The organism is Chitinimonas taiwanensis DSM 18899 (assembly GCF_900119825.1).
Classification (GTDB): Bacteria; Pseudomonadota; Gammaproteobacteria; order Burkholderiales; family Chitinimonadaceae; genus Chitinimonas; species Chitinimonas taiwanensis.
In genome coordinates, this window is sequence record NZ_FPKR01000013.1 from 84,336 (window position 1) to 110,048 (window position 25,713).

Annotated in this window: 19 protein-coding genes and 1 pseudogene; 15 read left to right on the forward strand and 5 right to left on the reverse strand. The window is 64.1% G+C overall.

Going from position 1 to position 25,713, the window contains the following annotated elements:
• Positions 1-56 precede the first annotated feature (56 nt).
• Entirely contained in the window at positions 57-443 is a 387-nt protein-coding gene (locus BT173_RS15865; RefSeq protein ID WP_072429652.1) for a hypothetical protein, read from the reverse strand.
• Positions 444-599: 156 nt separating this feature from the next.
• On the opposite strand from BT173_RS15865, the gene BT173_RS15870 reads away from it, so the two are divergent.
• The 9 genes from BT173_RS15870 (at position 600) to BT173_RS15910 (ending at position 11,342) form a co-directional block, all read left to right on the forward strand.
• Positions 600-1,721, forward strand: coding sequence for a methyl-accepting chemotaxis protein (locus BT173_RS15870; protein WP_072429653.1), 1,122 nt, complete (start codon positions 600-602; stop codon positions 1,719-1,721).
• Between the two features lie 103 nt (positions 1,722-1,824).
• Positions 1,825-2,187 carry a response regulator gene (locus BT173_RS15875; RefSeq protein WP_072429654.1) on the forward strand — a complete coding sequence of 121 codons (363 nt, stop codon included), beginning with the start codon at positions 1,825-1,827 and terminating at the stop codon, positions 2,185-2,187.
• A 56-nt stretch (positions 2,188-2,243) separates the two neighbouring features.
• The gene (locus BT173_RS15880; RefSeq protein WP_072429655.1) at positions 2,244-4,454 is read left to right on the forward strand and encodes a chemotaxis protein CheW; all 2,211 of its coding nucleotides are present in this window, start codon (positions 2,244-2,246) and stop codon (positions 4,452-4,454) included.
• A gap of 29 nt (positions 4,455-4,483) precedes the next feature.
• Entirely contained in the window at positions 4,484-4,969 is a 486-nt protein-coding gene (locus tag BT173_RS15885; protein WP_072429656.1) for a chemotaxis protein CheW, read from the forward strand.
• A gap of 29 nt (positions 4,970-4,998) precedes the next feature.
• Positions 4,999-6,693 carry a methyl-accepting chemotaxis protein gene (locus BT173_RS19965; protein ID WP_072429657.1) on the forward strand — a complete coding sequence of 565 codons (1,695 nt, stop codon included), beginning with the start codon at positions 4,999-5,001 and terminating at the stop codon, positions 6,691-6,693.
• Between the two features lie 4 nt (positions 6,694-6,697).
• The gene (locus BT173_RS15895) at positions 6,698-7,582 is read left to right on the forward strand and encodes a CheR family methyltransferase (protein WP_217651492.1); all 885 of its coding nucleotides are present in this window, start codon (positions 6,698-6,700) and stop codon (positions 7,580-7,582) included.
• Positions 7,579-8,217: a chemoreceptor glutamine deamidase CheD gene (cheD, locus tag BT173_RS15900; RefSeq protein ID WP_072429658.1), complete on the forward strand. Its 639-nt coding sequence runs from the start codon at positions 7,579-7,581 to the stop codon at positions 8,215-8,217. Before BT173_RS15895 ends, cheD begins: the two co-directional genes overlap by 4 nt.
• Entirely contained in the window at positions 8,214-9,278 is a 1,065-nt protein-coding gene (locus BT173_RS15905; RefSeq protein WP_072429659.1) for a protein-glutamate methylesterase/protein-glutamine glutaminase, read from the forward strand. Before cheD ends, BT173_RS15905 begins: the two co-directional genes overlap by 4 nt.
• Positions 9,279-9,479: 201 nt before the next feature.
• Complete coding sequence (locus BT173_RS15910) at positions 9,480-11,342, forward strand: M3 family oligoendopeptidase (RefSeq protein ID WP_175545628.1); 1,863 nt, start codon at positions 9,480-9,482, stop codon at positions 11,340-11,342.
• Between the two features lie 70 nt (positions 11,343-11,412).
• On the opposite strand, the gene BT173_RS15915 is transcribed toward BT173_RS15910, so the two are convergent.
• Positions 11,413-12,660: a sugar MFS transporter gene (locus BT173_RS15915; RefSeq protein WP_072429660.1), complete on the reverse strand. Its 1,248-nt coding sequence runs from the start codon at positions 12,658-12,660 to the stop codon at positions 11,413-11,415.
• A gap of 247 nt (positions 12,661-12,907) precedes the next feature.
• On the opposite strand from BT173_RS15915, the gene BT173_RS15920 reads away from it, so the two are divergent.
• Entirely contained in the window at positions 12,908-13,363 is a 456-nt protein-coding gene (locus BT173_RS15920) for a fasciclin domain-containing protein (protein WP_072429661.1), read from the forward strand.
• A 140-nt stretch (positions 13,364-13,503) separates the two neighbouring features.
• Positions 13,504-14,361 (forward strand): lysophospholipid acyltransferase family protein, encoded by an 858-nt coding sequence (locus BT173_RS15925; RefSeq protein WP_072429662.1) that lies wholly within the window; start codon positions 13,504-13,506, stop codon positions 14,359-14,361.
• A gap of 39 nt (positions 14,362-14,400) precedes the next feature.
• Here the strand turns inward: BT173_RS15925 and BT173_RS15930 are convergent, their stop codons facing one another.
• Positions 14,401-15,474: an RNA methyltransferase gene (locus tag BT173_RS15930; RefSeq protein ID WP_072429663.1), complete on the reverse strand. Its 1,074-nt coding sequence runs from the start codon at positions 15,472-15,474 to the stop codon at positions 14,401-14,403.
• A 336-nt stretch (positions 15,475-15,810) separates the two neighbouring features.
• Between BT173_RS15930 and BT173_RS15935 the strand changes: the two are divergent.
• The 4 genes and pseudogenes from BT173_RS15935 to fdhD all read left to right on the forward strand — a co-directional run bounded on the left by BT173_RS15935 (position 15,811) and on the right by fdhD (position 20,679).
• Positions 15,811-17,247: pseudogene (locus BT173_RS15935) on the forward strand (L-lactate MFS transporter).
• A 125-nt stretch (positions 17,248-17,372) separates the two neighbouring features.
• Entirely contained in the window at positions 17,373-19,652 is a 2,280-nt protein-coding gene (locus BT173_RS15940) for an FdhF/YdeP family oxidoreductase (protein WP_072429665.1), read from the forward strand.
• Positions 19,652-19,888 carry a hypothetical protein gene (locus BT173_RS15945; protein ID WP_072429666.1) on the forward strand — a complete coding sequence of 79 codons (237 nt, stop codon included), beginning with the start codon at positions 19,652-19,654 and terminating at the stop codon, positions 19,886-19,888. Before BT173_RS15940 ends, BT173_RS15945 begins: the two co-directional genes overlap by 1 nt.
• Positions 19,873-20,679 (forward strand): formate dehydrogenase accessory sulfurtransferase FdhD, encoded by an 807-nt coding sequence (fdhD, locus tag BT173_RS15950; RefSeq protein ID WP_072429667.1) that lies wholly within the window; start codon positions 19,873-19,875, stop codon positions 20,677-20,679. The genes BT173_RS15945 and fdhD overlap by 16 nt, the downstream gene beginning before the upstream one ends.
• Before the next feature lie 148 nt (positions 20,680-20,827).
• Here the strand turns inward: fdhD and BT173_RS15955 are convergent, their stop codons facing one another.
• Positions 20,828-21,547, reverse strand: coding sequence for a J domain-containing protein (locus BT173_RS15955; RefSeq protein ID WP_072429668.1), 720 nt, complete (start codon positions 21,545-21,547; stop codon positions 20,828-20,830).
• 219 nt (positions 21,548-21,766) lie between these two features.
• A complete protein-coding gene (locus BT173_RS15960; protein ID WP_072429669.1) occupies positions 21,767-23,971 on the reverse strand; it encodes an OsmC domain/YcaO domain-containing protein in 2,205 nt (734 codons plus the stop codon).
• Positions 23,972-25,713: the final 1,742 nt, after the last annotated feature.

Consider the following 25,713-nt stretch of genomic DNA (forward strand, 5'->3'; position numbering starts at 1 on the left):
GCAAGCGCAAACAACAAGCCCGCCAGCTGGCGGGCTTGTTCCATCGCGGTGGGCGCTCAGCTGACCGTCGGCTCGCTCGGTCCGGCCACTTCCAGGCTGATGCCCAGCTCACGGCACACGGTATCCGGGTCGCGCGTGGCAAACACCAGGGTCTGGCGCATAAAGCCCTGGCGCAGATTCACGCCGATCGACTTGGTGATCTTGTCGTAACGCGCGGTATAGCCCTGATCTTCCTGATTATTCTCAGCCAGCATGGTGCCGGGCTTCTGGTAGATCTTGCCAAAGGACACACGCTGACAGGCCTCGACCTTATCGGCCAGCTTGCACAACTCGACCAGGTCGAGGTCGCGCACCTGCAGCGCCAACACGGCCCGCCCTTCCAGCTTCAGGCCCTTGCAGGTCACGGTCTGAAACGGGTCCTTCTTCTTGCCCAGGCCAAACATCGTTCTATCCTCGTCGCGCCGCGCAGGCACATGGCTAGTGAGCTTTGATTGTAGCCCCGCTGGCGCCACGCACGCAGCCCGGCTTGCAATCAGGCCCGCCAGCGCGAATAAAGAACAGCGCGCCCCGCGCTAGCGCGATTTGCGAAGGATGCTGCCTTGCCCAAGATTGCCCTGCTCTTGCTTGCCCTGGTGCTGAGTGCCGTGCTGCTCGCCCTGCCCGTGCCGATCTGGTTGCTGCCGCTGCCCGCCCTGGCGGCGCTCGCTTACGCGCAGTACTTCCCGGCGCCCCAGGCCCAGTTGGCCGAGCAGGAATCCCGCCCCGCCAGCGTGGACGTGCTGCCGGCCGGCCAGGAGTTGGAGGCCCTGCTCAAGCGCCAGACCCGCGCCGCACATGAGGAGGTCGAACGTGTGCAGGGCATCCTGAACGAGGCCATCGTCAGCCTGACCAGCAACTTCACCCTGATCGCCAATGCCGCGCGCCAGCAGCAGGAAATCGCCCTGCAGACCCTGGGCGGTGACGCCGGCCGTGGCGCCGACCACCTGATCAACGAAACCGGCGAGACCCTGCAGGCCATCGGTGGGCTGATGCTGGAAAACCATGCGACCGCGCAAAGGTTGACCGAGGAAATGATGGGCATGGGCCTGCGCGTGAACGACATGATGGGCGAGCTGGGTGGCCTTGACGATATCGCCAAGAAGATTCACTTCCTGTCCCTAAACGCCAATATCGAGGCCGCGCGCGCAGGCGAAGCAGGCCGCGGCTTCGTGGTGGTGGCCGAGGAGGTGCACAAGCTGGCCCAGTACACGCGCGACTTCAGCGAGCGCATCCGCAAGAGCATGGGCGAGGTGCGCAATAGCATCAGCAGCATGGAGAACGCGGCAGGTGAGCTGAGCAGTCGCCAGGGCGTCGAAACCGAGAAGGTGCGCCACCATGTGGACGAGACCCTGGTCGATCTGCGCAAGCTGAACGAGGGGCAGAGCCAGGCGCTCAATGCGCTAAGCAGCATGGCCCAACAAACCGAGCAGGGCATCGCCAGCGCGACCACCGCGCTGCAGTTCCAGGACATGGTCAACCAGCTGCTCGCCCATGCGCGCCGACGCATCGATGCGCTGCAGGCTGCCATGGAAAGCACGCGGCTGTGCCAGCAGCAGCTGCAAAGCGGTGAGGCCGAGGCGCTGACCCGGCTGCGCAGTGCGCTAAGCGCGCAGGAAGCGGCGCTCGCGCACAACCCGGTCGCCCAGCGCAGCATAGGCCAGGGCGATATCGAGCTGTTCTAGCGCTTTTGACAAAGCCTGCTAGAAACATCATGAAACGCTGATTTCTGCACCATCCAGTCCATCAACCCGCCATCCGTCGCCCGCACGGCACACCGAGGACGCAATGAAGACGATTCTGACTGTTGATGACTCCCCCTCCATCCGCCAAATGGTCAGCTTCACCTTGAAGAACGCCGGCTATGAAGTGCTGGAAGCCGGCGACGGCAATGCCGGCCTAAGCCAGGCCAAGAGCAAGCCCTGCCAGCTCATCATCACCGATCAGAACATGCCCGGCATGGACGGACTGACCATGATCAAGGCGCTACGTGCGCTGCCGGCCTACAAAGCCACCCCCATCCTGATGCTGACCACCGAGTCCAGCGACGCCATGAAGCAGCAGGGGCGCGCCGCCGGCGCCACGGGCTGGATCGTCAAGCCCTTCAATCCGCAGACCTTGATCGACGTGGTGCGCAAGCTGATCGGCTAGCCGAGCGCCCCCGCCCCGTGCAGCACCCCGACGGATAAGAACAAAGGACGGCAGGGATGGAGATCGACCTCTCAAAATTCTTCGGTGCCTTTTTCGAGGAGGCGGAAGAGCATCTGGCCAATTTCGAGACCCTGCTGCTGGGGCTGGAACTGGACGCGCCCGATCCGGAAGAACTGAATGCCATCTTCCGCGCCGCCCATTCGATCAAGGGCGGGGCCGGCACCTTTGGCTTCAACGATGTGGCCGCCCTCACCCATATCCTGGAAAACCTGCTCGACCAGATCCGCAAGGGCCAGCGTCGCCTGGAAGCGGAGATGGTCGACACCTTCCTGCAGGCCGGTGATGTGCTGGCCGGCATGATTGCCGTGCATCGAGATGGCGCGGCGCCCGACCCGGCCGCAGTCGCCCAGGCCACCTCGGCGCTGCAGGCGCTGGAAGCGGGCGAAGCGAAGCCGGCAGCGGTGCCGACCAGCGCCAGCCCCGCCCAGGATGGCGGGCCGTATCGCTGGCGCCTCAAGCTGCGCCTGGATGAGGGTGCGCCGGTCGAGGAATTGCTGGCTTCGCTGTATGCATTTGGCGAGGTGGAAGAGCTGGCACGCCGGTATGAGCAGGGCCTGCTGCTGCTTGAGCTAGCTATCCTCAGCCAGGAAAGCGCGAGCGAAATCAACGATTCGCTGGCCTTTGTGCTGCCGGCCGACCGCTTCGAGCTGCAAGCCGGTGAGCCCGCGCCTGCCGAACCCCTGGCCGGCGAAGGCGAGAGCTTCGGCTTTTTTGCGGATGAAACGCCGGCCGCGCTGCTCGAGGACGCGCCCGCCAGCGAGGCGTTTGGCTTCTTCGATGCGGAGCCGGAAGCCGCGCCAACCGCCAATAAGGAAGCATCAACGCCCGATGCTGCCGGCAGCGATTACGGCTTTTTCGAACCTTTGCCCGCCGTGGCACCCGGCGCCCCGCCCGGACGTGAAGGCGTGGCCTACGGTTTTCTCGACCAGCAAGCAGTGGCCAAGGCCCAGCAGCAGCGTGCCGAGGAAGCGCGCCAGCAGGCCGCCCAGCCCGCCAGCCCGAGCCCGGCTGCGCGCGCGGCCAAACCAGCTGCCGACAAGAGCGAGGCCGCCACCATCCGGGTCGATGTCAGCAAGGTCGATCAGCTGCTCAACTTCGTTGGCGAGCTGGTGATCACCCAATCCATGCTGGCGCAAAGCGCGGCCGACCTCGACCCGCTCCAGCATGCGCGCCTATTGGCCGGCATCGAGCAGCTGCAGCGCAACACGCGCGAATTGCAGGAGTCAGTGATGTCGATCCGCATGATTCCCATGTCCACCGTGTTCAGTCGCTTTCCGCGCGTGGTGCGCGACCTGGCGGCCAAGCTGGGCAAGAAGGTGGAACTGCGCCTGGTGGGCGAACAGACCGAGCTCGACAAGGGCTTCGTGGAAAAACTCGTCGACCCACTCACCCATCTGGTGCGCAACAGCCTCGACCACGGCATCGAATCAACCGAGGCGCGCCGCGAACGCGGCAAGCCCGAGACCGGCATGCTGACCCTGGCGGCCTTCCAGCAAGGCGGCAATGTGGTGATCGAGGTGCGCGACGACGGCGCCGGCCTGAACCGCGAGCGCATTCTGGCCAAGGCGCGCGAGAACGGCCTGGCTGTGGGCGAGGCGATGAGCGACCAGGATGTGTGGATGCTGATCTTCGAGGCCGGCTTTTCCACCGCGGCCGAAGTGACCGATGTCTCGGGGCGCGGTGTGGGCATGGATGTGGTGCGCAAGAACATCCAGTCCATGGGCGGCAGCGTGGACATCGAATCCATGGCCGGCATCGGCTCCACCATGCGCATCCGCCTGCCGCTCACCCTGGCCATTCTGGACGGCATGCTGGTGGGCAGCGGTGGCGAAACCTACATCCTGCCGCTCAATGCAATCCGCGAATCGCTGCAGCCGACGGCCGAGCAGTGCAAGAGTGTGACCGGGCGCGGCCGAGTCGTGCAGGTACGCGATGAATACCTGCCGCTGGTGGCCCTGCACGAGGTGGTCGGCAGCCAGCCGCATTCACAGGACCCGACCAGCGGCATCGTGATGCTGATCGAGGCCGGCAACCAGCAGCTGGCGCTCTGGGTAGATGAGCTGCTCGGCCAGCAGCAGGTAGTGGTGAAAAACCTGGAATCGAACTACCGGCGCGTGCCCGGCATCTCGGGCGCCACCATTCTGGGCGATGGCCGGGTCGCCCTGATCGTGGACGTGAGCGTGCTGGGACGCGCACGCGGTACTTAGCGCCGCCCCGGGCGGCACAAGGAGCAGGCATGGAATTCAATACCAGCAGCAATATCGCCAGCCGCGAACACCTGGTGTTCACACTGGGCAGCGAGGAATACGCGATCGATATCCTCAAGGTGCAGGAGATCCGCGGCTTCGAGCAGCCGACCCGCATCGCCAATACACCGCCCTTCCTGCTCGGGGTCATCAATCTGCGTGGCGCCATCGTGCCGATTGTCGACCTGCGGGTGAAGTTCCAGATCGGCGAGGCGCGTTACGACGAGTTCACCGTGGTGGTGATCCTCAACCTCGCCGGGCGGATTACCGGCGCGGTGGTGGATGGGGTGTCGGACGTGATCGCGCTGACCGACAACATCATCAAACCAACGCCCGAGTTCGGCGCCGCCGTCGACACGGCTTATATCGTCGGCCTGGCGCCGGTGGACGAACGCATGCTGATCCTGGTGGATATCGAGAAGCTGATGGGCAGCCGCGACATGGAACTGATTGCCGATGCGGCCAGTGCCGCTTAAGCCTGTAAAACCAGCAGAAGGGGACGGAAATGAAAAATTGGAAAATCGGCGTGCGGCTCGGGCTCGGTTTCGGGGTTGTGCTTATTCTCTTGATCGGCATGACGGTGCTGAGCCTGAGCCGCATGTCGGCCATGGCCGACAATCTGGACGAGATCGGCAATGAGCGGGCCACCCAGTTGCGCATGGCCAATGACATCATCGACGCGGTCAATCTCCGTGTGATCAGCCTGCGCGACATCATCCTGCGCACCGATGAGGCCGGCATCAATCAGGCCAAGGCGCTGAACGCTAAGGGACGCCAGGCTTTCGATGACAACTACAAGCATCTGCGTGATCGTGTACGCAGCGAGGAAGCCAAGCAATACATGGCTCAGATCGGGCAGGCAGATGAGGCGTTACGTGCCGGTGCCGGACGCCTGATTGAATTGGCCAGCAAGAACGAGAACGATGCGGCCACCCAGATTCTCTACAACGAGCTCGGCCCCCTGCAGGAAAAACTGACCAAGGTGGTCAACGAGTTCATCGTGCTGCAGAACGAGCGCAATAAGAGTACCTACGAGGGCGCAGTCGCCAGCTATGAATCGGCGCGCAATATGATGCTGGTGATGGCCGTGGTGGCCATCCTGATCGGTGTGTCGGCCGGCTGGCTGATCACCCAGTCGGTGGTGGTGCCGGTGCGCCAGGCCGTGCAGCTGGCCGAAACGGTAGCGGCCGGCGACCTGACCCAGAGGATCGAGACCGACCGCAATGACGAGACTGGCCAGCTGATCAAGGCATTGAAGAGCATGAATGACGGGCTGTTGCAGATCGTCGGCGATATCCGCACCAGTGTGGAGACCATCAATACCGCCTCGCAGGAGATTGCCGCCGGCAATATCGACCTGTCGCAGCGTACCGAGGAGCAGGCCGCCAGCCTGGAGGAAACCGCTGCCAGCATGGAGGAGCTGACCTCCACCGTGAAGCAGAATGCCGAGAATGCGCGTGAAGCGAACCGGGTGGCCGAGAGCGCCAGTCATATCGCCCAGAAAGGCGGCGAGGCGGTCGGCGCCGTGGTCACCACAATGGCCGAGATCAACGAGTCGTCGAAGAAGATCGTCGACATCATCGGCGTAATCGACGGCATAGCCTTCCAGACCAATATCCTGGCCCTGAATGCCGCGGTGGAAGCCGCGCGCGCCGGCGAGCAGGGGCGCGGCTTTGCCGTGGTAGCCGGCGAGGTGCGCAGCCTCGCGCAGCGCTCGGCCGCGGCGGCCAAGGAGATCAAGGCGCTGATCGGCGATTCGGTGGAGCGGGTGACCGTGGGTACCGCCCAGGTCGACAAGGCCGGCGTGACCATGGAGGAAGTGGTGGCCAGCATCCGCAAGGTGACCGGCATCATGGGCGATATCTCGAACGCCTCGGCCGAGCAAAGCTCGGGCATCGAACAGGTAAATACCGCCGTGACCCAGATGGACGAGGTGACCCAGCAGAATGCCGCACTGGTGGAGGAAGCGGCCGCCGCGGCCGGCTCGCTGCAGGACCAGGCGCATATGCTGATGGAGGCAGTCAACCGCTTCAAGCTGGACAGCGCCGGCCAGCGGCGCAGCCCGCCGCCTGCCGCGCGCCAGGTGCCACGCGTGGCCAGCAAGCCCGCCGGCAAACCGGCTAGCAAGCCGGCAGCCCACCCAGTGGTCGCTGCCAAGCCAGCCAACAAGGGCGATGATGACGACTGGTCGGAGTTCTGAGCCCGTGCGCCGCCTGCGCAAGCAGGAGGCCGAGGACGACACCCCGCGCATCGTCAACACCGCCCGCGACTTTGCCTACACCGGTACCGACTTCCAGCTCGCCCGCGAGATGATACGTGAGCGGGCTGGGGTGGCCCTGGCCGACTGCAAGCAGCATATGGTGTACAACCGGCTGTCCAAGCGCGTGCGCGCGCTCGGCCTGCCCAGCATCACTGCCTATCTGACCCTGCTGCGCAAGGATGCCACCCACCCGGAGTGGGAGGACTTCACCAGCGCGCTGACCACCCATCTGACCGCCTTCTACCGCGAGCCGCACCATTTCGCGCTGTTACAGGAACAGCTGCAGGCGCGCGATGCACGCGAACCGGTGCGCATCTGGTGCGCGGCCGCCTCCACCGGCGAGGAACCCTATACGCTGGCCATGACCGTGGTGGAGAGCTATGGCCGCTACGATGCACCGGTCGAGATCATCGCCACCGATATCGATACACGTGCACTCGCCCATGCCCAGCAAGGTATCTACTCGCTCGAGCGGGTAGCCAAGCTGCCGGTCGAGCGCCTGCATGCCTACTTCCAGCGCGGCACCGGCAAGCGCCATGGCTATGTACGCGTGCGCAAGGAGCTGCAGCAGCTGCTGCACTTCCTGCCCTGCAATCTGCTGGAGCCGCGCTGGCCGGTGGCCGGGCATTTCGACTTCATCTTCTGCCGCAATGTGCTGATCTACTTCAAGCGCGAAGACCAGTACGCGCTGACCCGCCGCCTGCTCGATCAACTCAAGCCCGGCGGCATCCTGTTTCTTGGCCACTCGGAAAACCCACAGGGCAGCGGCCTGCAGCTGGAGGTGGTCGGCAAGACCGCCTACCGGCGTGCCGCCGGGGGGCGGCCGTGAACACCAGCCGGCATGAAAAACCCGCACCCAACCGCTATTACGACAAGCACTTCCAGCGCGAGGCGGCCAAGATCCTGCCTGGCGAGTATTACGCGAGCGGGCGCGGTATCCTGATGGTGACGGTGCTCGGCTCCTGCGTGGCGGTCTGCCTGCGCGATGCGGTGAATGGCGTGGCCGGCATCAATCACTTCATGCTGCCCGATGGGCGCGCCGATTCAGCCCACCCACTACTCGGCCTGCCCACCCGCTATGGCGCGTTTGCCATGGAGGCGCTGCTCAACGATATGCTTAAACTCGGCGCCGAACGCCGCTATGTAGAGGCCAAGGTGTTCGGCGGCGGCGATGTGCTGCATGGGCTGGGCGCGGTCAATGTCGGCCTGCGCAATGCCGAATTCATCGGCCGCTATCTGCACGAGGAAGGCATTCCTATCCAAGCAGAGGACCTACGCGGCAGCTTGCCACGCAAGGTGTATTTCTTCACCGATAGCGGCACGGTCAAGGTCAAGCGCCTGCATACCCTGCACAACGACACCATCCTGCAGCGCGAACTCGCCTACCGCGCCCATCTGACGCGCGACAATATCGAGGGCAGTGTCGAGCTGTTCCAGACCGGCCCGGCGGAGGACAAGCGATGAAACAGCTGATACGCATCGTGGTGGTGGACGACTCGGCGCTGATGCGCAAGCTGCTCACCGACATCATCAACCGCGAACCGGATATGGAAGTGGTGGGCGCAGCGCCCGACCCCTATGCGGCGCGCGAGTTGATCCGTGCGCTGTCGCCCGATGCGATCACACTGGATATCGAGATGCCGAAGATGAATGGGCTCGACTTCCTCGACAAGTTGATGCGCCTCAAACCCACGCCGGTGATCATGATCTCCACGCTGACCGCAGCCGGCTCGGACACCGCGCTGCGCGCGATGGAACTGGGTGCCGTGGATTGCGTGGCCAAGCCCAAGCTCGATCTGCAGCGCGGTCTGCGCGAGGCCGGCGAGGAGATCGTGGAAAAGCTGCGCATGGCGGCCGGTGCGCGCCTGCGCCAGCCGCGCGCCAAGCCGACCAGCACGGCGCCACGCCACCCGGCCACACCCGCTGCGCCGCGCGCACCCAGCAGCAATATCCAGCACAACCGCCTGATCGCCATCGGCGCATCCACCGGCGGCACCCAGGCGCTGCAGACCGTGCTGCTCGGCCTGCCAGCCGAAATGCCGCCCATCGTGGTGGTCCAGCATATGCCGCCCGCCTTTACCGAACCATTTGCCCGGCGCCTGAATGGCATCTGTGCGCTGACGGTGAAGGAGGCCGAGCAGGGCGAGCGCCTGCGCCCTGGCCATGTGTATATCGCGCCGGGCGACCAGCACCTGGCCCTGGTGCGCGAAACCGGCCATCTGCACTGCCAGCTCCAGAGCAGCGAGCGGGTGAACCGCCATCGCCCAGCCGTGGATGTGTTGTTTGATTCAATTGCCCAACTGGCCGCCAAGCGCACGCTGGGCGTGATGCTGACCGGCATGGGTGCCGATGGCGCGCAGGGCATGCTGGCCATGAAGCAGGCCGGCGCCTACAACCTGGCCCAGGACGAGGACAGCTGCGTGGTGTTCGGCATGCCCAAGGAGGCGATACGCGCCGGCGCGGTGGACGAGGTGCTGCCGCTGGACGAGATCGCTGCCGCCATCCTGCGCCAGCTGGCTGACTGAAGCACAGGTCCTAGCCACCCGTACCTGGTTCTCCGGCCGCCCTGCACCCGGCCTGTCGCATCCTGGCACCATTCAGCCCACCTCCCGCCCGTTTATCGCAGCTGCTGCGGATATATAAGCAAAAGCCGTTTAGCATGCGCCATGCCTGCCCGGCTGCGATCCAGCCAGGCCCGGCATCCATCACCAATCGGGGAGATTTCCATGAGCCGTGCGCTTGCCGCGCTGACGGCGTGTCTGCTGGCGACCACTGTGGTCGCCGCCACGCCAGCTACGCTGAGTACCGAACTGCCGTCCACCTGGCAGCTGAACGAGATGTTTGCCGACCCGGCCGCCTGGGAAGCCGAGCGGCAGGCGATTGCCGCCGCCCTGCCCGGCCTCGCCAAGCTCAAGGGCACGCTCGGGCAAAGCCCGGCCGCGCTGCGCAAGGTGCTGGATACCGAGTCGGACCTGCGCCGCCGCCTGGCCAAGCTTGGCTCCTATGCCGGTCTGCTGGCCGATGAGGATATGCGCGCCACCGACAACCAGGCACGCCGCCAGCTCGCGCGCAATCTGAGCAATGACCTGCAGGAAACCGCCGCCTTTATCGATGTGGAAGTGATTGCGCTGGGCAAGACCAAGCTGGCCGCCTTCCTCAAGCGCGAACCGGCGCTGGCCAAGTACCGCTACCCGCTGGAGAACACGCTGCGCCTGGCGCCGCATACGCTGAGCCAGCGCGAGGAAGCGCTGCTGGCCGCCGCGAGCAAGCCGCTGGATGCCGCACAGACCACCTATGGCACGCTGGCCAATGCCGACATTCCCTGGCCCACCGTGCAGATTCGCGGCAAGGACGTGCTGCTTGACCAGGCCGGCTATGTTGCCCACCGCGACGATCAGGACCCGGCCGTGCGCAAGCTGGTGTTCGAGACCTTCTGGTCGGTATTCAAAACCTATGAACGCACCTTTGGCAGCACCTATGTTGGCAATCTGCAAGCCACCGTGTTCAATGCCAAGGCACGTCAGCACACCAGCTCATTAAGCGCCGCGCTGGCCCCGTTCAATACCCCGGAATCGGTCTACCGCACCCTGGTGGCCGAGGCGAATGCCGGCCTGCCCACCCTGCACCGCTACTTCAAGCTGAGCAAACGCGTGCTGGGCGTACCGACCCTGCAGTACTCGGATATGTATGTGCCGCTGGCCAAGCCACCGCGCAGCTACACGCTGACCGAGGGGGCCCAGCTGATGCTGGACGCACTGCAGCCGATGGGCAGCGATTATCTGGCCGACCTGAGCCGCGCGGTGCAAAGCCCATGGACCCATGCCACCGTGCAGCGCGGCAAGCGCTCGGGTGCCTATATGAATGGCTCGGTCTACGATCTGCACCCCTATGTGCTGATGAGCTTCAATGGCAGCTACGACAGCGTATCGACCTATGCGCACGAGTGGGGCCATGGCATGCACACCATCCTGGCCAACCGCGCCCAGCCCTACCCGACCGCACGCTACTCGCTGCTGGTGGCGGAAATTCCGTCCACCGCGCATGAGCTGCTGCTGGCCGACCACGCGATCCGCCTGGCCAAGACGCGCGAGGAAAAGATCTTTGCCCTGAGCCAGGCCATCGATCAGCTGCGCGGCACCTTCTTCCGCCAGACCATGTTCGCCGAGTTCGAGCTGGCCACGCACGAGGCGATCGAGCGTGGTGAGGCGCTGACCGGCGAGAAGCTGAGCCAGCTCTATCTGAATCTGCTGCGCCGCTACCACGGCCACGATGCGGGCGTGATGGAGATCGATGCACGCTACGGGCGCGAGTGGGCGTACATCCCGCACTTCTATAACGACTTCTATGTGTTCCAGTACGCGACCTCGATTAGCGCGGCCGCCTACTTCGCCGAGGGCATAGGCCGTGGCGACAGCGCCGTGCGCACGCAGTTCGTGAAGATGCTGGAGGCTGGCGGTTCGAACGACCCTTACCTGATCGTAAAGGCGGCTGGCCTCGATCTGGCGACCCCGGCTCCCTACCGCGCGCTGATCAAGCGCATGGACGGGCTGCTCGACCAGCTGGAAGCCGTGCTGAACAGCCCGGTCTGATTGCTGGCGAGAGCGCATGAAAAAAGGCGGGAGCAAGCTCCCGCCTTTTTCTTTACCCGTGCGATTCGGATCAGGCCGGCTGCGCGATAGCGTCTGTTTTTGCCCGCGGCAGGCCAACCGCCTGTGGCTTGTGCCCGCGCAGGCCGTAGTAGGCGATGAACAGATAGCACAGCAGCGGCACCACGAAGGAGAACAGCAGGCTCAGATGGTCGGCCAGGCCCGCCTGCAAGAGCGGCACGATGGCGCCGCCGACAATGGCCATGCACAGCACGCCCGAACCCTTGCTGGTCAGTGCACCCAGGCCTTCCAGGGCCAGCGAGAACAGCGTGGGGAACATGATCGAGTTGAACAGACCGGTCAGCAGCAAGGCCCACATGGCGGCCGGGCCGCCGACGCTGATCGCCATGCCGATCAGCAAGGCATTGATGACGGCCGCACCGGCCAGCACCACGCTGGCGCGCAGCTTCTGCATCAGCGCGCTGCCGATAAAGCGCCCCACCATGGCCGCGCCCCAGTACAGGGCCAGGTATTTGCCGGCCGCCGCATGGCTGAGGCCGGCAATGGGCGGGGCGCTCATCAGGCTGACCAGGAAGCTGCCGGTCGATACCTCGGCGCCCACATAGCAGAAGATGCCGACCGCCCCGAGCACCAGATGGCGTACCGACCAGATGCTGCCCTCGGCCTGGGCCGCGCTGGCTGCGCCCTGCCCGCTACGCACATCGGGCAGGCGGAACAGCGCCACCGCGCCCGCCAGCACGAACAAGAGTGCGGCCAGCACCAAGTAAGGGCCTTGCACGCTGCTCGCATCGCTGACGGCGGCCGCCGCATGGTCGGCCGCACCCAGGATGGTTACCGCCCCGACCAGCGGGCCAAGCGTGGCGCCCAGCGAGTTGAAGGCCTGGGTCAGGTTCAGACGGCTGGAGGCAGTTTCCGGCTTGCCCAGCAGCGTGACATAGGGATTGGCCGCCACCTGCAGCAGCGTGATACCGGCCGCCAGCACGAATAGCGCGCCAAGGAAGAAGGGATAAGCGCGCAAGCTGGCCGCCGGGTAGAACAGCAGGCAACCGACACCCACCGTGCACAGGCCAATGATCAGGCCACGCTGGTAGCCGATCTTCTGCATCAACCAGCCCGCCGGCAGCGACACGAAGAAATAAGCGGTAAAGAAGCAGAACTGCACCAGCATGGCCTGCACATAGCTGAGCGAGAACATGGCTTTCAGGTGGGGCACCAGGATGTCGTTCAGCGAGGTGATCAAACCCCACATGAAGAACAGCGAGGTCAGTACGGCCAGGGGGCGGGCATGGGGAGTACGCATCCGGGATTGCCTTTAACTTACGCAAAACTTACGAAAGTCGCGATGCTAACCAAGCCGGGCCGACAAAGCACGCGGGTTTTCCACTATCGCCACGGTCATCAAGCGAACTGGCTACTCACTCGCCAGGTGCTACAAAACAGAAATTTTCTCAATTTGTTCACAACAAATAGTGAACTTTAAGCACTAGGCGCGCTCTTTGTCGTATCGCGACTGCGATAGCTCACTCACCTCTGTTTTGGAGACCACGATGAAAAAGCACGTTTCTGCCCTGCTACTGAGTCTGTCCCTGTCTGCCCCGGCCTTTGCCGCGGACATCGTCGATACCGCCGTGTCGGCGGGCTCCTTCAACACCCTGGTCACCGCGGTGAAAGCCGCAGGGCTGGTGGACACCCTGAAGGGCAAAGGCCCGTTCACGGTATTTGCCCCTACCGATGAAGCCTTCGCCAAGATTCCCAAGGCCCAGCTCGATGCACTGCTCAAGGACAAGGCCAAGCTGAGCGCAGTACTGACCTACCATGTCGTGCCCGGCGCGGTGATGGCCAAGGATGTGAAGGCGGGTAGCGTGAAGACGGTGCAAGGCAGCGCCCTGACCGTGAAGACCGACGGTGGCGTGATGGTGGATAGCGCCAAGGTGATGAAGACCGATATCAAGGCCGATAACGGTGTGATCCATGTGATCGACAGCGTGATCATGCCCAAGTAAGCCGGGATAAGTGTCAAGCCAAGGCCCCGCATGCGGGGCCTTTTCTTTTCCTGCCGATGCGTGCGGGCTGCAATATGTTTGTCTTACGACGGGGCTAGTGTGGTCTTCCTTGGCACATACAAGGCACGGAGACCATTGCTATGAGCGACACGATTTCGGTGCAGGCCCTGCTGCATACCCGTTTCCCCGGCTTCAGCCGCAAGCCCTGGCTGCTGCGTAAAGCCATCGTGCTGACCTTGTCCGGCCTGCTGCGCGAGAAGCGCATCAATGCGCTGATGCAGTACAGCACCGGGCGGCTGGGGCTGGGGTTCAACGATGCGCTGCTCGACTATCTGGAACTCGGCTATAGCGCGACGGGGGCCGAGCAGATTCCGGCCAGCGGGCCGCTGGTGGTGGTGGCTAACCATCCGCTCGGTGCGCTGGATGGCGCGGCGCTGATCCAGCTGGTCAGCCGGGTACGCCCCGATGTGCGCATGGTGGTCAGCGACATCCTGCTGCAGTTCCGCCCGGCGCGCGACATCCTGCTGCCGGTGGACAATCTGAGCGGGCGTAATAACCGCAGCAATGTCGATGGTATCGATGCCGCGCTGGCACGCGGCGAGGCGGTCATCATCTTCCCCAGTGGCGAGGTATCGCGCGCCAGCCCCAAGGGCATACGCGATGGCTTGTGGCGTACCGGCTTTCTGCGCGTGGCCAAGCGTGCCGGCGCGCCCATCCTGCCAGTGCATATCAGCGGGCGGAATTCCTTGGGGTTCTATGCCTGGTCGATGCTCTACAAGCCGCTGGCCATGCTGCTGCTCGCGCGCGAGGTGTTCGCCAAACAGGGCGGGAAGATCCAGATCAGCATCGGCGCACCGATTGCCTGGCCGACGCTGGAAGCCATGCAGCTGAGCCTGCCCGAGGCGGCCGCCCATCTGCGCGAACATATCTATACGCTACGCCCCAAGCCAGCGCACAAGCTGGCCTGGCGGCGCAAGAAGGCGCTAGCCAAGCATTAAGCGGCTTGGCGGGCGCGGCGCTGGCGCGAGACCCGCGGCTCAGTCCGCGCTGCTTGGGTCGGCCACCGCAGTCTTGCGGCTGGCGCGGCGCAGGCGGCTGGTGTCCACCAGCTGCACGGCGCGGGCACGCAGCTGGCCGCAGCCGCCATCGATATCCTGGCCGGCCGAGTTGCGCACCTTGGTCAGCACGCCGCGGCTATGCAGATAGCGGGTCATGTACTGGATGCGCTCGGCGTCCGGGCGCTGGAATTCGTCCGACTCGAGGCTGTTGTAGGGAATCAGGTTCAGCACCGCGAACTTGCCCTTGAACAGGCGCAGGATGGCGTCCATCTCATCCTGCCCGTCATTGATGCCGCGCAACAGCGTCCACTGGTACTGGATCGGGTAGCCGGTGCTGCGCGCATAGTCCTCGCCCAGCGCCATCAGCGCTTCGGGATCGATGCGCGGCGCGCGCGGCAGAAGCTGGGCGCGCAGCTCGGCCTTGCTGGTGTGCAGCGACAAGGCCAGCGCCGGTTTCACCACCTGCTGCGGCAGGCGCTCGAACACGCGCAGATCACCCACGGTGGAGAACACCAGGTTCTTGTGGCCGATATTGCCTTCGCGGCCCAGGAGGTCAATCGCCTCCAGCACATTGTCGAGATTATGGGCAGGCTCGCCCATGCCCATGAACACCACCTTCTTCACCGGCCGGAAACGCCGTGCCAGCGCCACCTGGGCGACGATTTCGGCGCTGCCGACCTGGCGCAGCAGCCCGCTCTTGCCGGTCTGGCAGAACACGCAGCCGACCGCGCAACCGACCTGGGTGGACACACATAGCCCATCGCGCGGCAAAAGCACGCTTTCCACCATCTGCCCATCGGCCAGCTCGACCAGGAGGCGCGCCGAGCCATCGGCCGCCGGGTGCTCGGACTTCAGTCGCACCAGACCATCGATCTGGCGCTGGATGGCCGGCAGGCCGTCGCGCACCGGCAGGGGCAGATAGTCCTCGGTCCGGCGGTACTTGGTGCCGGTATCAAGCGGCAGGCCGCGCAGCCAGGCGCGGCTGATGCGGCCGATATGGCAGGGCTTGGCGCCGAGTTCGGCCAGGGCGTGGTGCAGGTCGTGGATGCGCATGGGGCGCGCATCCTATCACTGGCCCGCAGCGCTGTGGCGGGCAGGGGATGGTCGGAGCACCGCACACGGCCAGGCCGCCCAGGCCCTTGTCAGCCAGTGTCTTGCCGACGCGCATACATAAAGCATCACTAATATATTGATGCCAGCGCGCTGAAAAGAGCGTTTAGAAATCAGGACATTAGCATCAAGCCGCTGCCAGCAAGGCTTTCAGAGTGGCTTACAAATACCTGACAGTACTGGCAATCATTCCCATTTATGCCTTAGCCTGCCCGCGCTGGCTGTACTCAGCACCGCCCTGCCCGGCTGGGCGGCCAAATAAATCCAATGGGGAAAACGATGAGCTTGCTTGCATCGCTGGACAAGAGTCACAGCATCGCCGATGCCAACTTCAACCGCTGGCTGATTCCGCCCGCGGCGCTGGCCATACACCTGTGCATAGGCCAGGCCTACGCCTTCTCGGTGTTCAATTCGCCGCTCAACCAGGCTTATGGCTGGAGCATTCCGGCCCTCGGTTGGATCTTCTCGCTGGCCATCGTCTTCCTCGGTCTGTCGGCCGCGTTTGGCGGCAAATGGCTCGAGCGGGTCGGCCCGCGCGCCACCATGTTCACCTCGGCGCTGTGCTTTGGCGGCGGCTTCCTGATCTCGGCGCTGGGCATCCACCTCAAGCAGCTATGGTTGCTGTATCTCGGTTACGGCGTGGTCGGTGGCATCGGCCTCGGTCTTGGCTATGTGTCGCCGGTGTCCACGCTGATCAAGTGGTTTCCGGATCGGCGCGGCATGGCCACCGGCATGGCCATCATGGGCTTTGGTGGCGGCGCGATGATAGGTGCGCCGCTGGCCGTCATGCTGATGGAACACTTCAAGACCGACGCTACGGCCGGCATCACCGAAACCTTCGTGGTGATGGGGGTGATCTACACCATCTCGATGCTGGTCGGCGCCTTTACCGTGCGCCTGCCCGCGCCGGGCTGGAAGCCCGAAGGCTATGTGGAGAAGGCCAGCGCGGACAAGCTGTCGGGCGATGCCTTCGTGCATGTGGATCAGGCACATAGCGCGCCGCAGTTCTGGCTGCTATGGGTCGTGCTGTGCATGAATGTAACCGCCGGCATCGGCGTGCTCGGCCAGGCCTCGCTGATGATCCAGGAAGTGTTCAAGGACACGGTCACCGCCGCAGCGGCTGCCGGCTTCGTCGGCCTTCTGTCGCTGTTCAATATGGGTGGGCGTTTCTTCTGGTCCAGCGTGTCCGACCTGATCGGCCGCAAGCTCACCTATGTGGTGTTCTTCCTCTTGGGCGCCGTGCTGTACGCGCTGATCCCTTCAGCCGGCGCGGCGGGCAATGTGCTGCTCTTCGTTGGCCTGTATGCGTTGATTCTGTCCATGTATGGCGGCGGCTTTGCCACCATCCCGGCCTATCTGTCCGATATGTTCGGCACCCGCTTCGTCGGTGCCATCCATGGCCGCCTGCTCACCGCCTGGGCGGTCGCTGGCGTGCTCGGTCCGATCATCGTCAACTATATGCGCGAGTACCAGATTGCCCAGGGTGTGGCCAAGGCGCAGGCCTACAACACCACCATGTACGTGATGGCCGCCTTGCTGATTGTCGGCCTGATCGCCAACATCCTGGTCAAGCCGGTCGATACCCGTTTCGTCACCAAGGAAGCCTAAGCCATGAATGCCAAGACCAAGGGCCTGATCCTGTGGGCCTATGTTTCCCTGCCACTGGCCTGGGGCGTCTACCAGACCATCAAGAAGACCCTGGCACTGTTTGCCTGAGTCTGCGGCCGAAACGGGTGTAGCCTGCCCGTTCCGGCCACCCCGCCTGCGCGCAAGCCCAGGCGGCTGACACCAGCGGCCTGGCCACAGGCCGCTGGTGTCAGCCCGAGCAAGGAGCAAGGCCCATGAGCAAACAGGCGATCAAGTTATACAGCAAGCCAGCCGGCGGCTGGGGTGCGCTGCGCAGCGTGTTCAAGCATATCCACGCGCAGGGCATCGTCGGCCGCGGGGTCAGCACGCTGTTGCGCGCCAACCAGCCCGATGGCTTCGACTGCCCGGGCTGTGCCTGGCCGGACAAGAACCACCACTCCACCTTTGAGTTCTGCGAAAACGGCGCCAAGGCCGTGGCGGCGGAAGCCACCGAGCGACGCGCCGACCGCGCGCTGTTCGAGAGCCATACCGTGGCCCAGCTGGCCGCGCATGATGACTACTGGCTGGAAGGCCAGGGCCGGCTGACCGAACCGATGCGCTACGACGCCGCGCAGGACCGCTACGTCCCCACCAGCTGGGATGACGCATTCGCCCTGATGGCCCGTCATCTGCAAGCCCTACCCGACCCGAACCAGGCGCTGTTCTATACCTCGGGGCGCACCTCGAACGAGGCCGCCTTCCTCTACCAGCTGTTCATCCGCGAATACGGCACCAATAACCTGCCCGACTGCTCGAATATGTGCCACGAACCCTCGGGCACGGCGATGAAGGAGCAGATCGGCATTGGTAAGGGCACGGTCACGCTGGACGACTTCGACGCCGCCGAGGCGATCTTCATCTTCGGCCAGAACCCCGGCACCAATCACCCGCGCATGCTGGGCACCCTGCGCGAAGCCGCCAAGCGCGGTTGCCGCATCGTGGTATTCAACCCGCTGCGCGAACGCGGCCTCGAACGCTTTGCCGACCCACAAAGCCCCGCCGATATGCTGTCCAGCCAGGGCAGCGCGATTGCCAGCAGCTATTACCAAGTGCGCATCGGCGGCGACTTGGCCGTGGCCAAGGGCATGGCCAAGGCGGTGCTGGAAGCGGGCGATATCGACGCCGACTTCATCGCCGCGCATACCGATGGCTTTGACGCCTTTCGCGCCGATGTGGCGGCGGAAAGCTGGGCCACCATCGAAGCCGAATCGGGCCTGACTGAAGCGCAGATTCGCGCCGCGGCCGATATCTATCGCCAAAGCAGCGCCAGCATCTGCACCTGGGGCATGGGCATCACCCAGCACAAGCATTCGGTGGCCACCATCCAGGCCATCGTCAATCTGCTCTTGCTGAAGGGCAATATCGGCAAGCCCGGCGCCGGTGCCTGTCCGGTACGCGGTCACTCGAATGTGCAGGGCGACCGCACCATGGGCATTTACGAACGCCCCAGCCCGGCCTTTCTAAACAAGCTTGGCAAAGCGTTCGACTTCACCCCGCCAGCAGCGCACGGCCATGATGTGGTCAGCGCGATTGAAGCCATGCTGGCCGGCGAAGCCAAGGTATTCATCGCGCTGGGCGGCAATTTCGCGGTGGCCACGCCGGATGCCGACCGCACCCAGGAAGCACTGCGGCAGTGCGCGCTGACCGTGCATATCACCACCAAGCTCAACCGCTCGCATCTTGTGCATGGCCAGGACGCGTTGATCCTGCCTTGCCTTGGGCGCACCGAAATCGATATCCAGGCCAGCGGCCCACAGGGGGTGACGGTGGAAGACTCGATGAGCATGGTGCATATCTCGGCCGGCATGAATGCGCCGGCGTCCGCCCAGCTGCTGTCGGAACCCGCCATCGTGGCGCGTCTGGCCCAGGCCACCCTGCCGCACAGCAAAACGCCCTGGGCCTGGCTGATCGAAGACTATGACCGCATCCGCGCCAAGATCGCCGAGGTGATCGATGGCTTCGAGGATTTCAATGCACGCGTGCATGTGCCGGGCGGCTTTTACCTCGGTAACTCGGCGCGCGAACGCAACTGGCAGACCGCCACCGGCAAGGCGCGTTTCCTGGCCCATGCCGTGCCGCAGGACCTGCCCATCGCCACCCTGCGCGCGCAGCACCCGACCCAGACCGTGTTTAATCTGATGACCGTGCGCAGCCACGACCAGTACAACACCACTATCTATGGCCTCGACGACCGCTATCGCGGCGTGTTCGGCCACCGCCGCGTGTGCTTCATCAACCCCGCCGATCTCAGCGCACTGGGCTTCAAGGCCGGTCAGTGGGTCGATATGCGCTCGGTCTGGCATGACGGCCACGAGCGCGTGGCCCGCCGCTTCCTGCTGGTCGAGTACGATATTCCGGCCGGCAATCTCGCCAGCTATTACCCGGAAACCAATAATCTGGTGCCACTGAGCAGCATGGCCGACCGCGCACGTACGCCGGCTTCCAAATCGGTGCCGGTCACGCTGATCCTGAGCCAAGAACAGGACGCCGCCTAGTGGATGAACAAGCACTGCTGAATATCGTGGTGGCGGTGGCCGAGGCCGAGGGCCAGTCCGACCACCGGCTGGCCAAGCAGCTGGGCCTCGGTATGAGCCAGCTCAATCGCGCGCTAGCCTTGCTGGCCGGCCCGGCCGAGCAAGGCGGTCTGGACCTGATCGCCACGCGCCAGGACGGCAAGCGCCGCACGCTGTGGCTAAGCGAGAAGGGACGCGCGCTATGTCAGACCCGCTGACCCCGCCGCCTGGCAGCCTGGCGGTGCATGCGCTACGCATCGCCGCCGGCCAGACCACGCCACGCCGCGAGCTGCTGGCCGAAGAGACCGCCATTGCCTTCAGCTACAACGGCATCAGCCAGGCGGTGATGATGGCCAGCCCGCAGGACCTCGAGGACTTCGCGCTCGGCTTTTCGCTCAGCGAGGGCATCCTCACCCGGCCGGGCGAGTTGCTTGATCTGGAAATCCAGCCGCAGGCCGAGGGCATTGTGCTGGAGATGCAGATCAGCGCCGCCCGCTTCGCCGCCCTGAAAAACCGTCGCCGTAGCCTGACCGGCAATAGCGGCTGTGGCCTGTGCGGCCACGATAGCCTGGCCAGCGCCATTCGCGCCCTGCCCGCGTTGCATACCGAGCAATACAGTACGGCCGCGCAGGTGCATGCGGCCATGCAGGCACTGGCCGCGCAGCAGGCACTGAATGCGGCCACCGGCGCCGTGCACGCAGCCGGGCGCTGGCAGTATGGCCAGCTGTTGCTGCGCGAGGACGTGGGCCGCCACAACGCGCTCGACAAGCTGATCGGCGCCTGCGCACGCCAGCCCGAGCCGCATGGCCTGCTGGTGATCAGCTCGCGTGCCTCCTACGAAATGGTGCACAAGGCGGCCAGCGCCGGCTTCGCCATCCTGGCCGCCATCTCCGCCCCCACCGCCCTGGCCGTGCAGCTGGCCGAAGAGACCGGCCTATGCCTGATCGGCTTCGCGCGCGAGCAAAGGCTGACCGTATACAGCCATCCGGAACGTTTGCGGGCATCCTGAGGCGAGCGTCACACCGCGCCATCCAGCCGCTACCTCATACAGTCTTGCCAAGAAAGCGCAGAGCGTGCCGCACCTGCTATCGTCGGTGCGGCAAGCACGCTCGTTGGGCAGCACTAGCCCTATCGCCATAGCGAAGGCCGTACCGCACTCATTCGCTCGGCGGGGTGTATTCCTTTGCCGGTGCCAGCTCACCTTTGGCGGCCATGGGAAGTTCGACATGGTCTATCTCCTCCAGGCGTGCCTTCAACCACGCGATCTCATGTTCCAGCGCGGCGCGCTTACGCTCCACATAGTCAATGCTGGCTTGGTCGGCATCGGGCGGCAGGCGCTGACCGTCCATCATCATCACCGCCAGCTCTGTACCAAGCTGTGACTTACGATTTTCCAAACGGGTACGTTCAGACCATTTTTGCTGTGCCAGGCCATTGCGCCTTGTCTCAATCGAGGCATTCGCTTCGGCGATCTCATCGGGCGTGGCGGCGACGCCATCCACCACGATGGCGGGCTCAGTGGCGGCGGGTAGTGCAGGCTTGGGGGCGGATTTGGGGCGTTGGCTGAGCCAGAACAGGCCGGCACCCAGCAGGGCGACGCCGGCCAGCACCAGCAGCCAGCGCTGGCCAGCACCTTCGCGGCGGGCCACTGGCTCGGGTGGCGGGGTCATGCCCTGGTCCTGATTGCGCAGGCTGGCGTCGTAGACCGCGCGGCGTATTGGGTCGGCTAGCACGGCATGGGCCTTGCGCACCGCCTCCAGCTGCACGCTGCCCGAGCCGGCCAGCTGCTGCATGCGCACATCGTAGGCGCGGCGGATCTCGGCCTCGTCGGCCGTGGGGCTGATGCCCAGCAACTGGTAATGGGTTTTGGTCTGCATGGGCTTAGACGTAAAAAAAAGCGTCAGTCTGCCCAAAGCCGCCCGCCCCCACCACCTTGGCAGGCCGGCGGATGGCAGCGGCGCAACGGCGCTGTGGTCAGCCAGCCTCAGCGTGCATGCCGGCCGGCTCAGCTAGCTCACTGGTGGCGCTCATCGGTGCCGAGCAGCCGCAGGTAGCCGCCTACCACCACGCAGCCGCCCTGCCCGGCCGGGGCCGCGCTAGCTGGCGCGCGCCGCAAACTTTGCGCGGGCGGCGTGCAGCTTCTTGTAGCTGTCGAGCAGGCGTTGGTGGCGGTCCAGCCCTTCCAGCTGCAGGCTGGTGGGCGTCAGGCCGTAGAAGCGCACGCTGCCATCCACCGAGCCGAGCACCGCATCCATGCGCGCATCGCCAAACATGCGCCGGAAGTTGTGCTCGTAATCGGCCAGCGCCAGCTCATCATCGAGCACCACCGACAGCACCGCATTCAAGGCCTGGTAGAACAGGCCGCGCTCCAGCGTGTTGTCGTTGTATTGCAGGAAGGCGCCGACCAGATCGTGCGCATCCTCGAACTGCTTCAAAGCCAGATGCACAAGCAGCTTCAGTTCCAGCACGGTCAGCTGGCCCCAGGGCGTGTTCTCGTCGAACTCGATGCCGATCAGGGTGGCGATATCGCCGTATTCATCCAGCTCGTTATTGTTCAGACGCTTGAGCAGCGCTTTCAGGGCCTTGTCGTCCAGGCGGTGCAGATTCAGGATGTCGGCGCGGAACAGCAGCGCCTTATTGGTGTTGTCCCAGACCAGGTCCTCGACCGGATAGACCTCGGAATAACCGGGCACCAGAATCCGGCAGGCCGCCGCGCCCAGCTGGTTGTATTCGGCCACGTACACCTCTTTGCCCAGCTCGGCCAGGATGCCGAACAGGGTGGCGGCCTCCTCGGCATTGGCGTGTTCGCCCTGGCTGGTGAAGTCCCATTCCACGAAGTCGTAATCGGCGCGGGCGCTGAAGAAGCGCCAGGACACGATGCCGCTCGAATCGATGAAGTGCTCGACGAAGTTATTCGGCTCGGTGACCGCCTCGCTGGCAAAGGTGGGCGGCGGCAGATCATTCAGGCCCTCAAAGCTGCGGCCCTGCAGCAACTCGGTCAGGCTGCGCTCCAGCGCCACTTCAAAGCTCGGGTGCGCGCCAAACGAGGCAAACACGCCGCCGGTGCGCGGGTTCATCAGCGTTACGCACATCACCGGGTAGGCGCCGCCCAGCGAGGCATCCTTCACCAGCACCGGAAAGCCCTGCTCTTCCAGGCCGCGTATGCCGGCCACCACGCCCGGGTATTTGGCCAGCACTTCTGCCGGCACATCGGGCAGGGCGATTTCGCCTTCCAGAATCTCGCGCTTCACCGCGCGTTCAAAGATTTCCGACAGGCACTGCACCTGCGCCTCGGCCAGGGTATTGCCGGCGCTCATGCCATTGCTGGCATACAGGTTCTCGACCAGATTGGACGGGAAATACACGACCTCGCCATCGGACTGACGCACGAAAGGCAGGGAACAGATACCACGCGCGGTATTGCCCGAATTGGTGTCATACAGGTGCGAGCCACGCAGTTCGCCATCAGGGTTGTAAATGGCCAGGCAGTATTCATCCAGGATTTCCTTGGGCAGTGCATCCTTGGGGCCGGGCTTGAACCAGCGCTCATTCGGGTAATGCACGAAGTCCGCATTGGCGATCTCCTCGCCCCAGAACGAACCCGCGTAAAAATGGTTATTGCTGATGCGCTCGATATATTCACCCAGCGCCGAGGCGAGCGCGCTTTCCTTGCTGGCCCCCTTGCCATTGGTGAAGCACATGGGCGAATGCGCATCGCGAATATGCAGCGACCACACATTCGGCACGATATTGCGCCAGGAAGCGATTTCGATCTTGATGCCCAGCTCAGCCAGCAGCTTGGACATATTGGCAATGGTCTGCTCCAGCGGCAGGTCCTTGCCCACGATATAGGTGGCCGCATCCTGGGATGGGCTCAGGGTCAGCAGCGCCTGGGCATCGGCATCCAGGTTCTCCACCTCTTCAATCACAAACTCCGGCCCGGCCTGCACCACCTTCTTCACCGTGCAGCGGTCGATGGAACGCAGAATGCCTTCACGGTCCTTGGCCGAGATATCGGCCGGCAATTCCACCTGAATCTTGAAGATCTGCTGATAGCGGTTTTCCGGGTCGACAATATTGTTCTGCGACAGGCGGATATTCTCGGTGGGGATATTGCGCGTACTGCAGTACAGCTTCACGAAGTAAGCCGCGCACAAGGCCGAGGAGGCGAGGAAGTAATCAAACGGGCCAGGCGCCGAGCCATCGCCCTTGTAGCGTATCGGCTGGTCGGCCACCACGGTGAAATCATCGAACTTGGCTTCGAGGCGAAGCTTGTCGAGAAAGTTGACCTTAATTTCCATGAGAGCACTCCCAATAGCGCTAAAGATGATGGATGCCGCGATGTGCTAGCACACCGGGCTTAAGCGCTACTTGGCGCTGCTCGAATTCCAGGCGGCCAGGGGGTGCCCTGGCCGAAGGCGGCGATGATGCGGGTAAAACCCAAGCGAATCAAACGCTGCGGGCATGCATTCGACTAGCGGGGATGTTAAGCCCCTCTCCTCCTGGGAGAGGGATTGGGGTGAGGGAGCGCAGGAGGAGCAAACACCTCTGCCAGCCACAGCGTGGATAGCCAAGTAGGGTGGGCAACTTTGCCCACCGGGTTTGTCGGTTTAGCGGCTGACGCCGCGAGGCCCGCGCTGCGTGCGGTTCGGGGCGGGGGTGCTTGCTCTGCATGGCCAGTTCTAAGCTCGCTGCGCTCACTAAGAACTTGGCGCACCGCAGCCGCCTTACTTTCTTTGTCTTGCCAATACCCCGTTGGGGCACAAGAGAAAGTCAGCAAAGAAAGGCGCGCCCGCGGTCTCGCCGGCCTTCGGCCGGTCCCCTGCGCTGCGCGAAGCCCGCGGCCGGGGCAAGAACTCACCCGCTACGCGGGCTCAAACAGCTTGCCCCGGAAAGCCCCGCGCGCTTCTGTGCTGCTCGGCGAGTACCGAGGGCATTGGGTGCTCCGTAGTACCAGCAGCGATGGCGTGCGCATCGCAAAACCGTAGGGCGCCATGAGCGCAGCGAATCGCGCCGAATGATGCTCACACCGCAGCACCCGAACCAAGACATATGGCGCGATTCAGCCTTCGGCTTCATGGCGCCCTACGAGTACGGGGTACGGCCGTACGAGTGCGGGGTACGGCAGTAGTAGGGTGAATTAGCGCTTGCGAGATGTCTTGCATACCAAGGCTTCCACTTGGTCTGGTTCGAGACCCGCCAATTTGCCTTGGCAACTCATATTGCACATCTTCTGAAATCCGGCCTCATTGAAACCTCGCTTTTCTGAGACATGAACCCAATGGCTGCGTGACGTTGAGTTCAAGAGGGATGGATCTGCATCGAAACAGTCTGGTTTGAGCTCACTACATGCATCCACGACGCCCAACGCCATCTCGCAGTCGGCAGCCGACAGTTCGCGCAGTCGCGTGTTTCCAACGGCCTGTGCGGCCAACGCAATCGATAACGTAAGAAGTAGTAAAGAAGCTCTGATCATATTCACTCCAACTGCTATTCAAATTACCGCCACCAGCTTGGTGTGTTGTCGCGGCTAACGCTGCGAATTTCGTGCTGCGCACTGCCGTATTAGCCCCTCTCCCCCACGGGAGAGGGGTTGGGGTGAGGGAGCTCAGGCAAAACCATCACCGCCGCCAACCACAATGCGCCCCAGTCCCGTCGAAACCGCCGAGCACCGTAGGCCGGCACGGGGCAGTCCGGGACCGTCTGTTTGAGCCCGCGCAGCGGGCGAGTTCGGGCCCGGCCGTGGCGGCCGGAGGCGCGCAGGGCACCCCGCGCAGCGGGGCGGTTTCGTCGGGTCGCCTTTTCTTTGGGTACTTTCTTTTGGCGAAGCAAAAGAAAGTACCCCGGCCGCGGGACGGCGCCCCGCTCAAAATTACTCGCGCCGCTGGCGCAGAAAAGACAACACCGATGGCACGTGTTCGCGGCATCGGTGTTTTGATTCAGGTGATACGGCCATCAGTGTTGGGCTTCATTTCATTCAGCCCAACCTACCGAGCTTGGATGCCGTTTCAGGAGGGAGGAGTCCATCCCATTGCCCTACGAG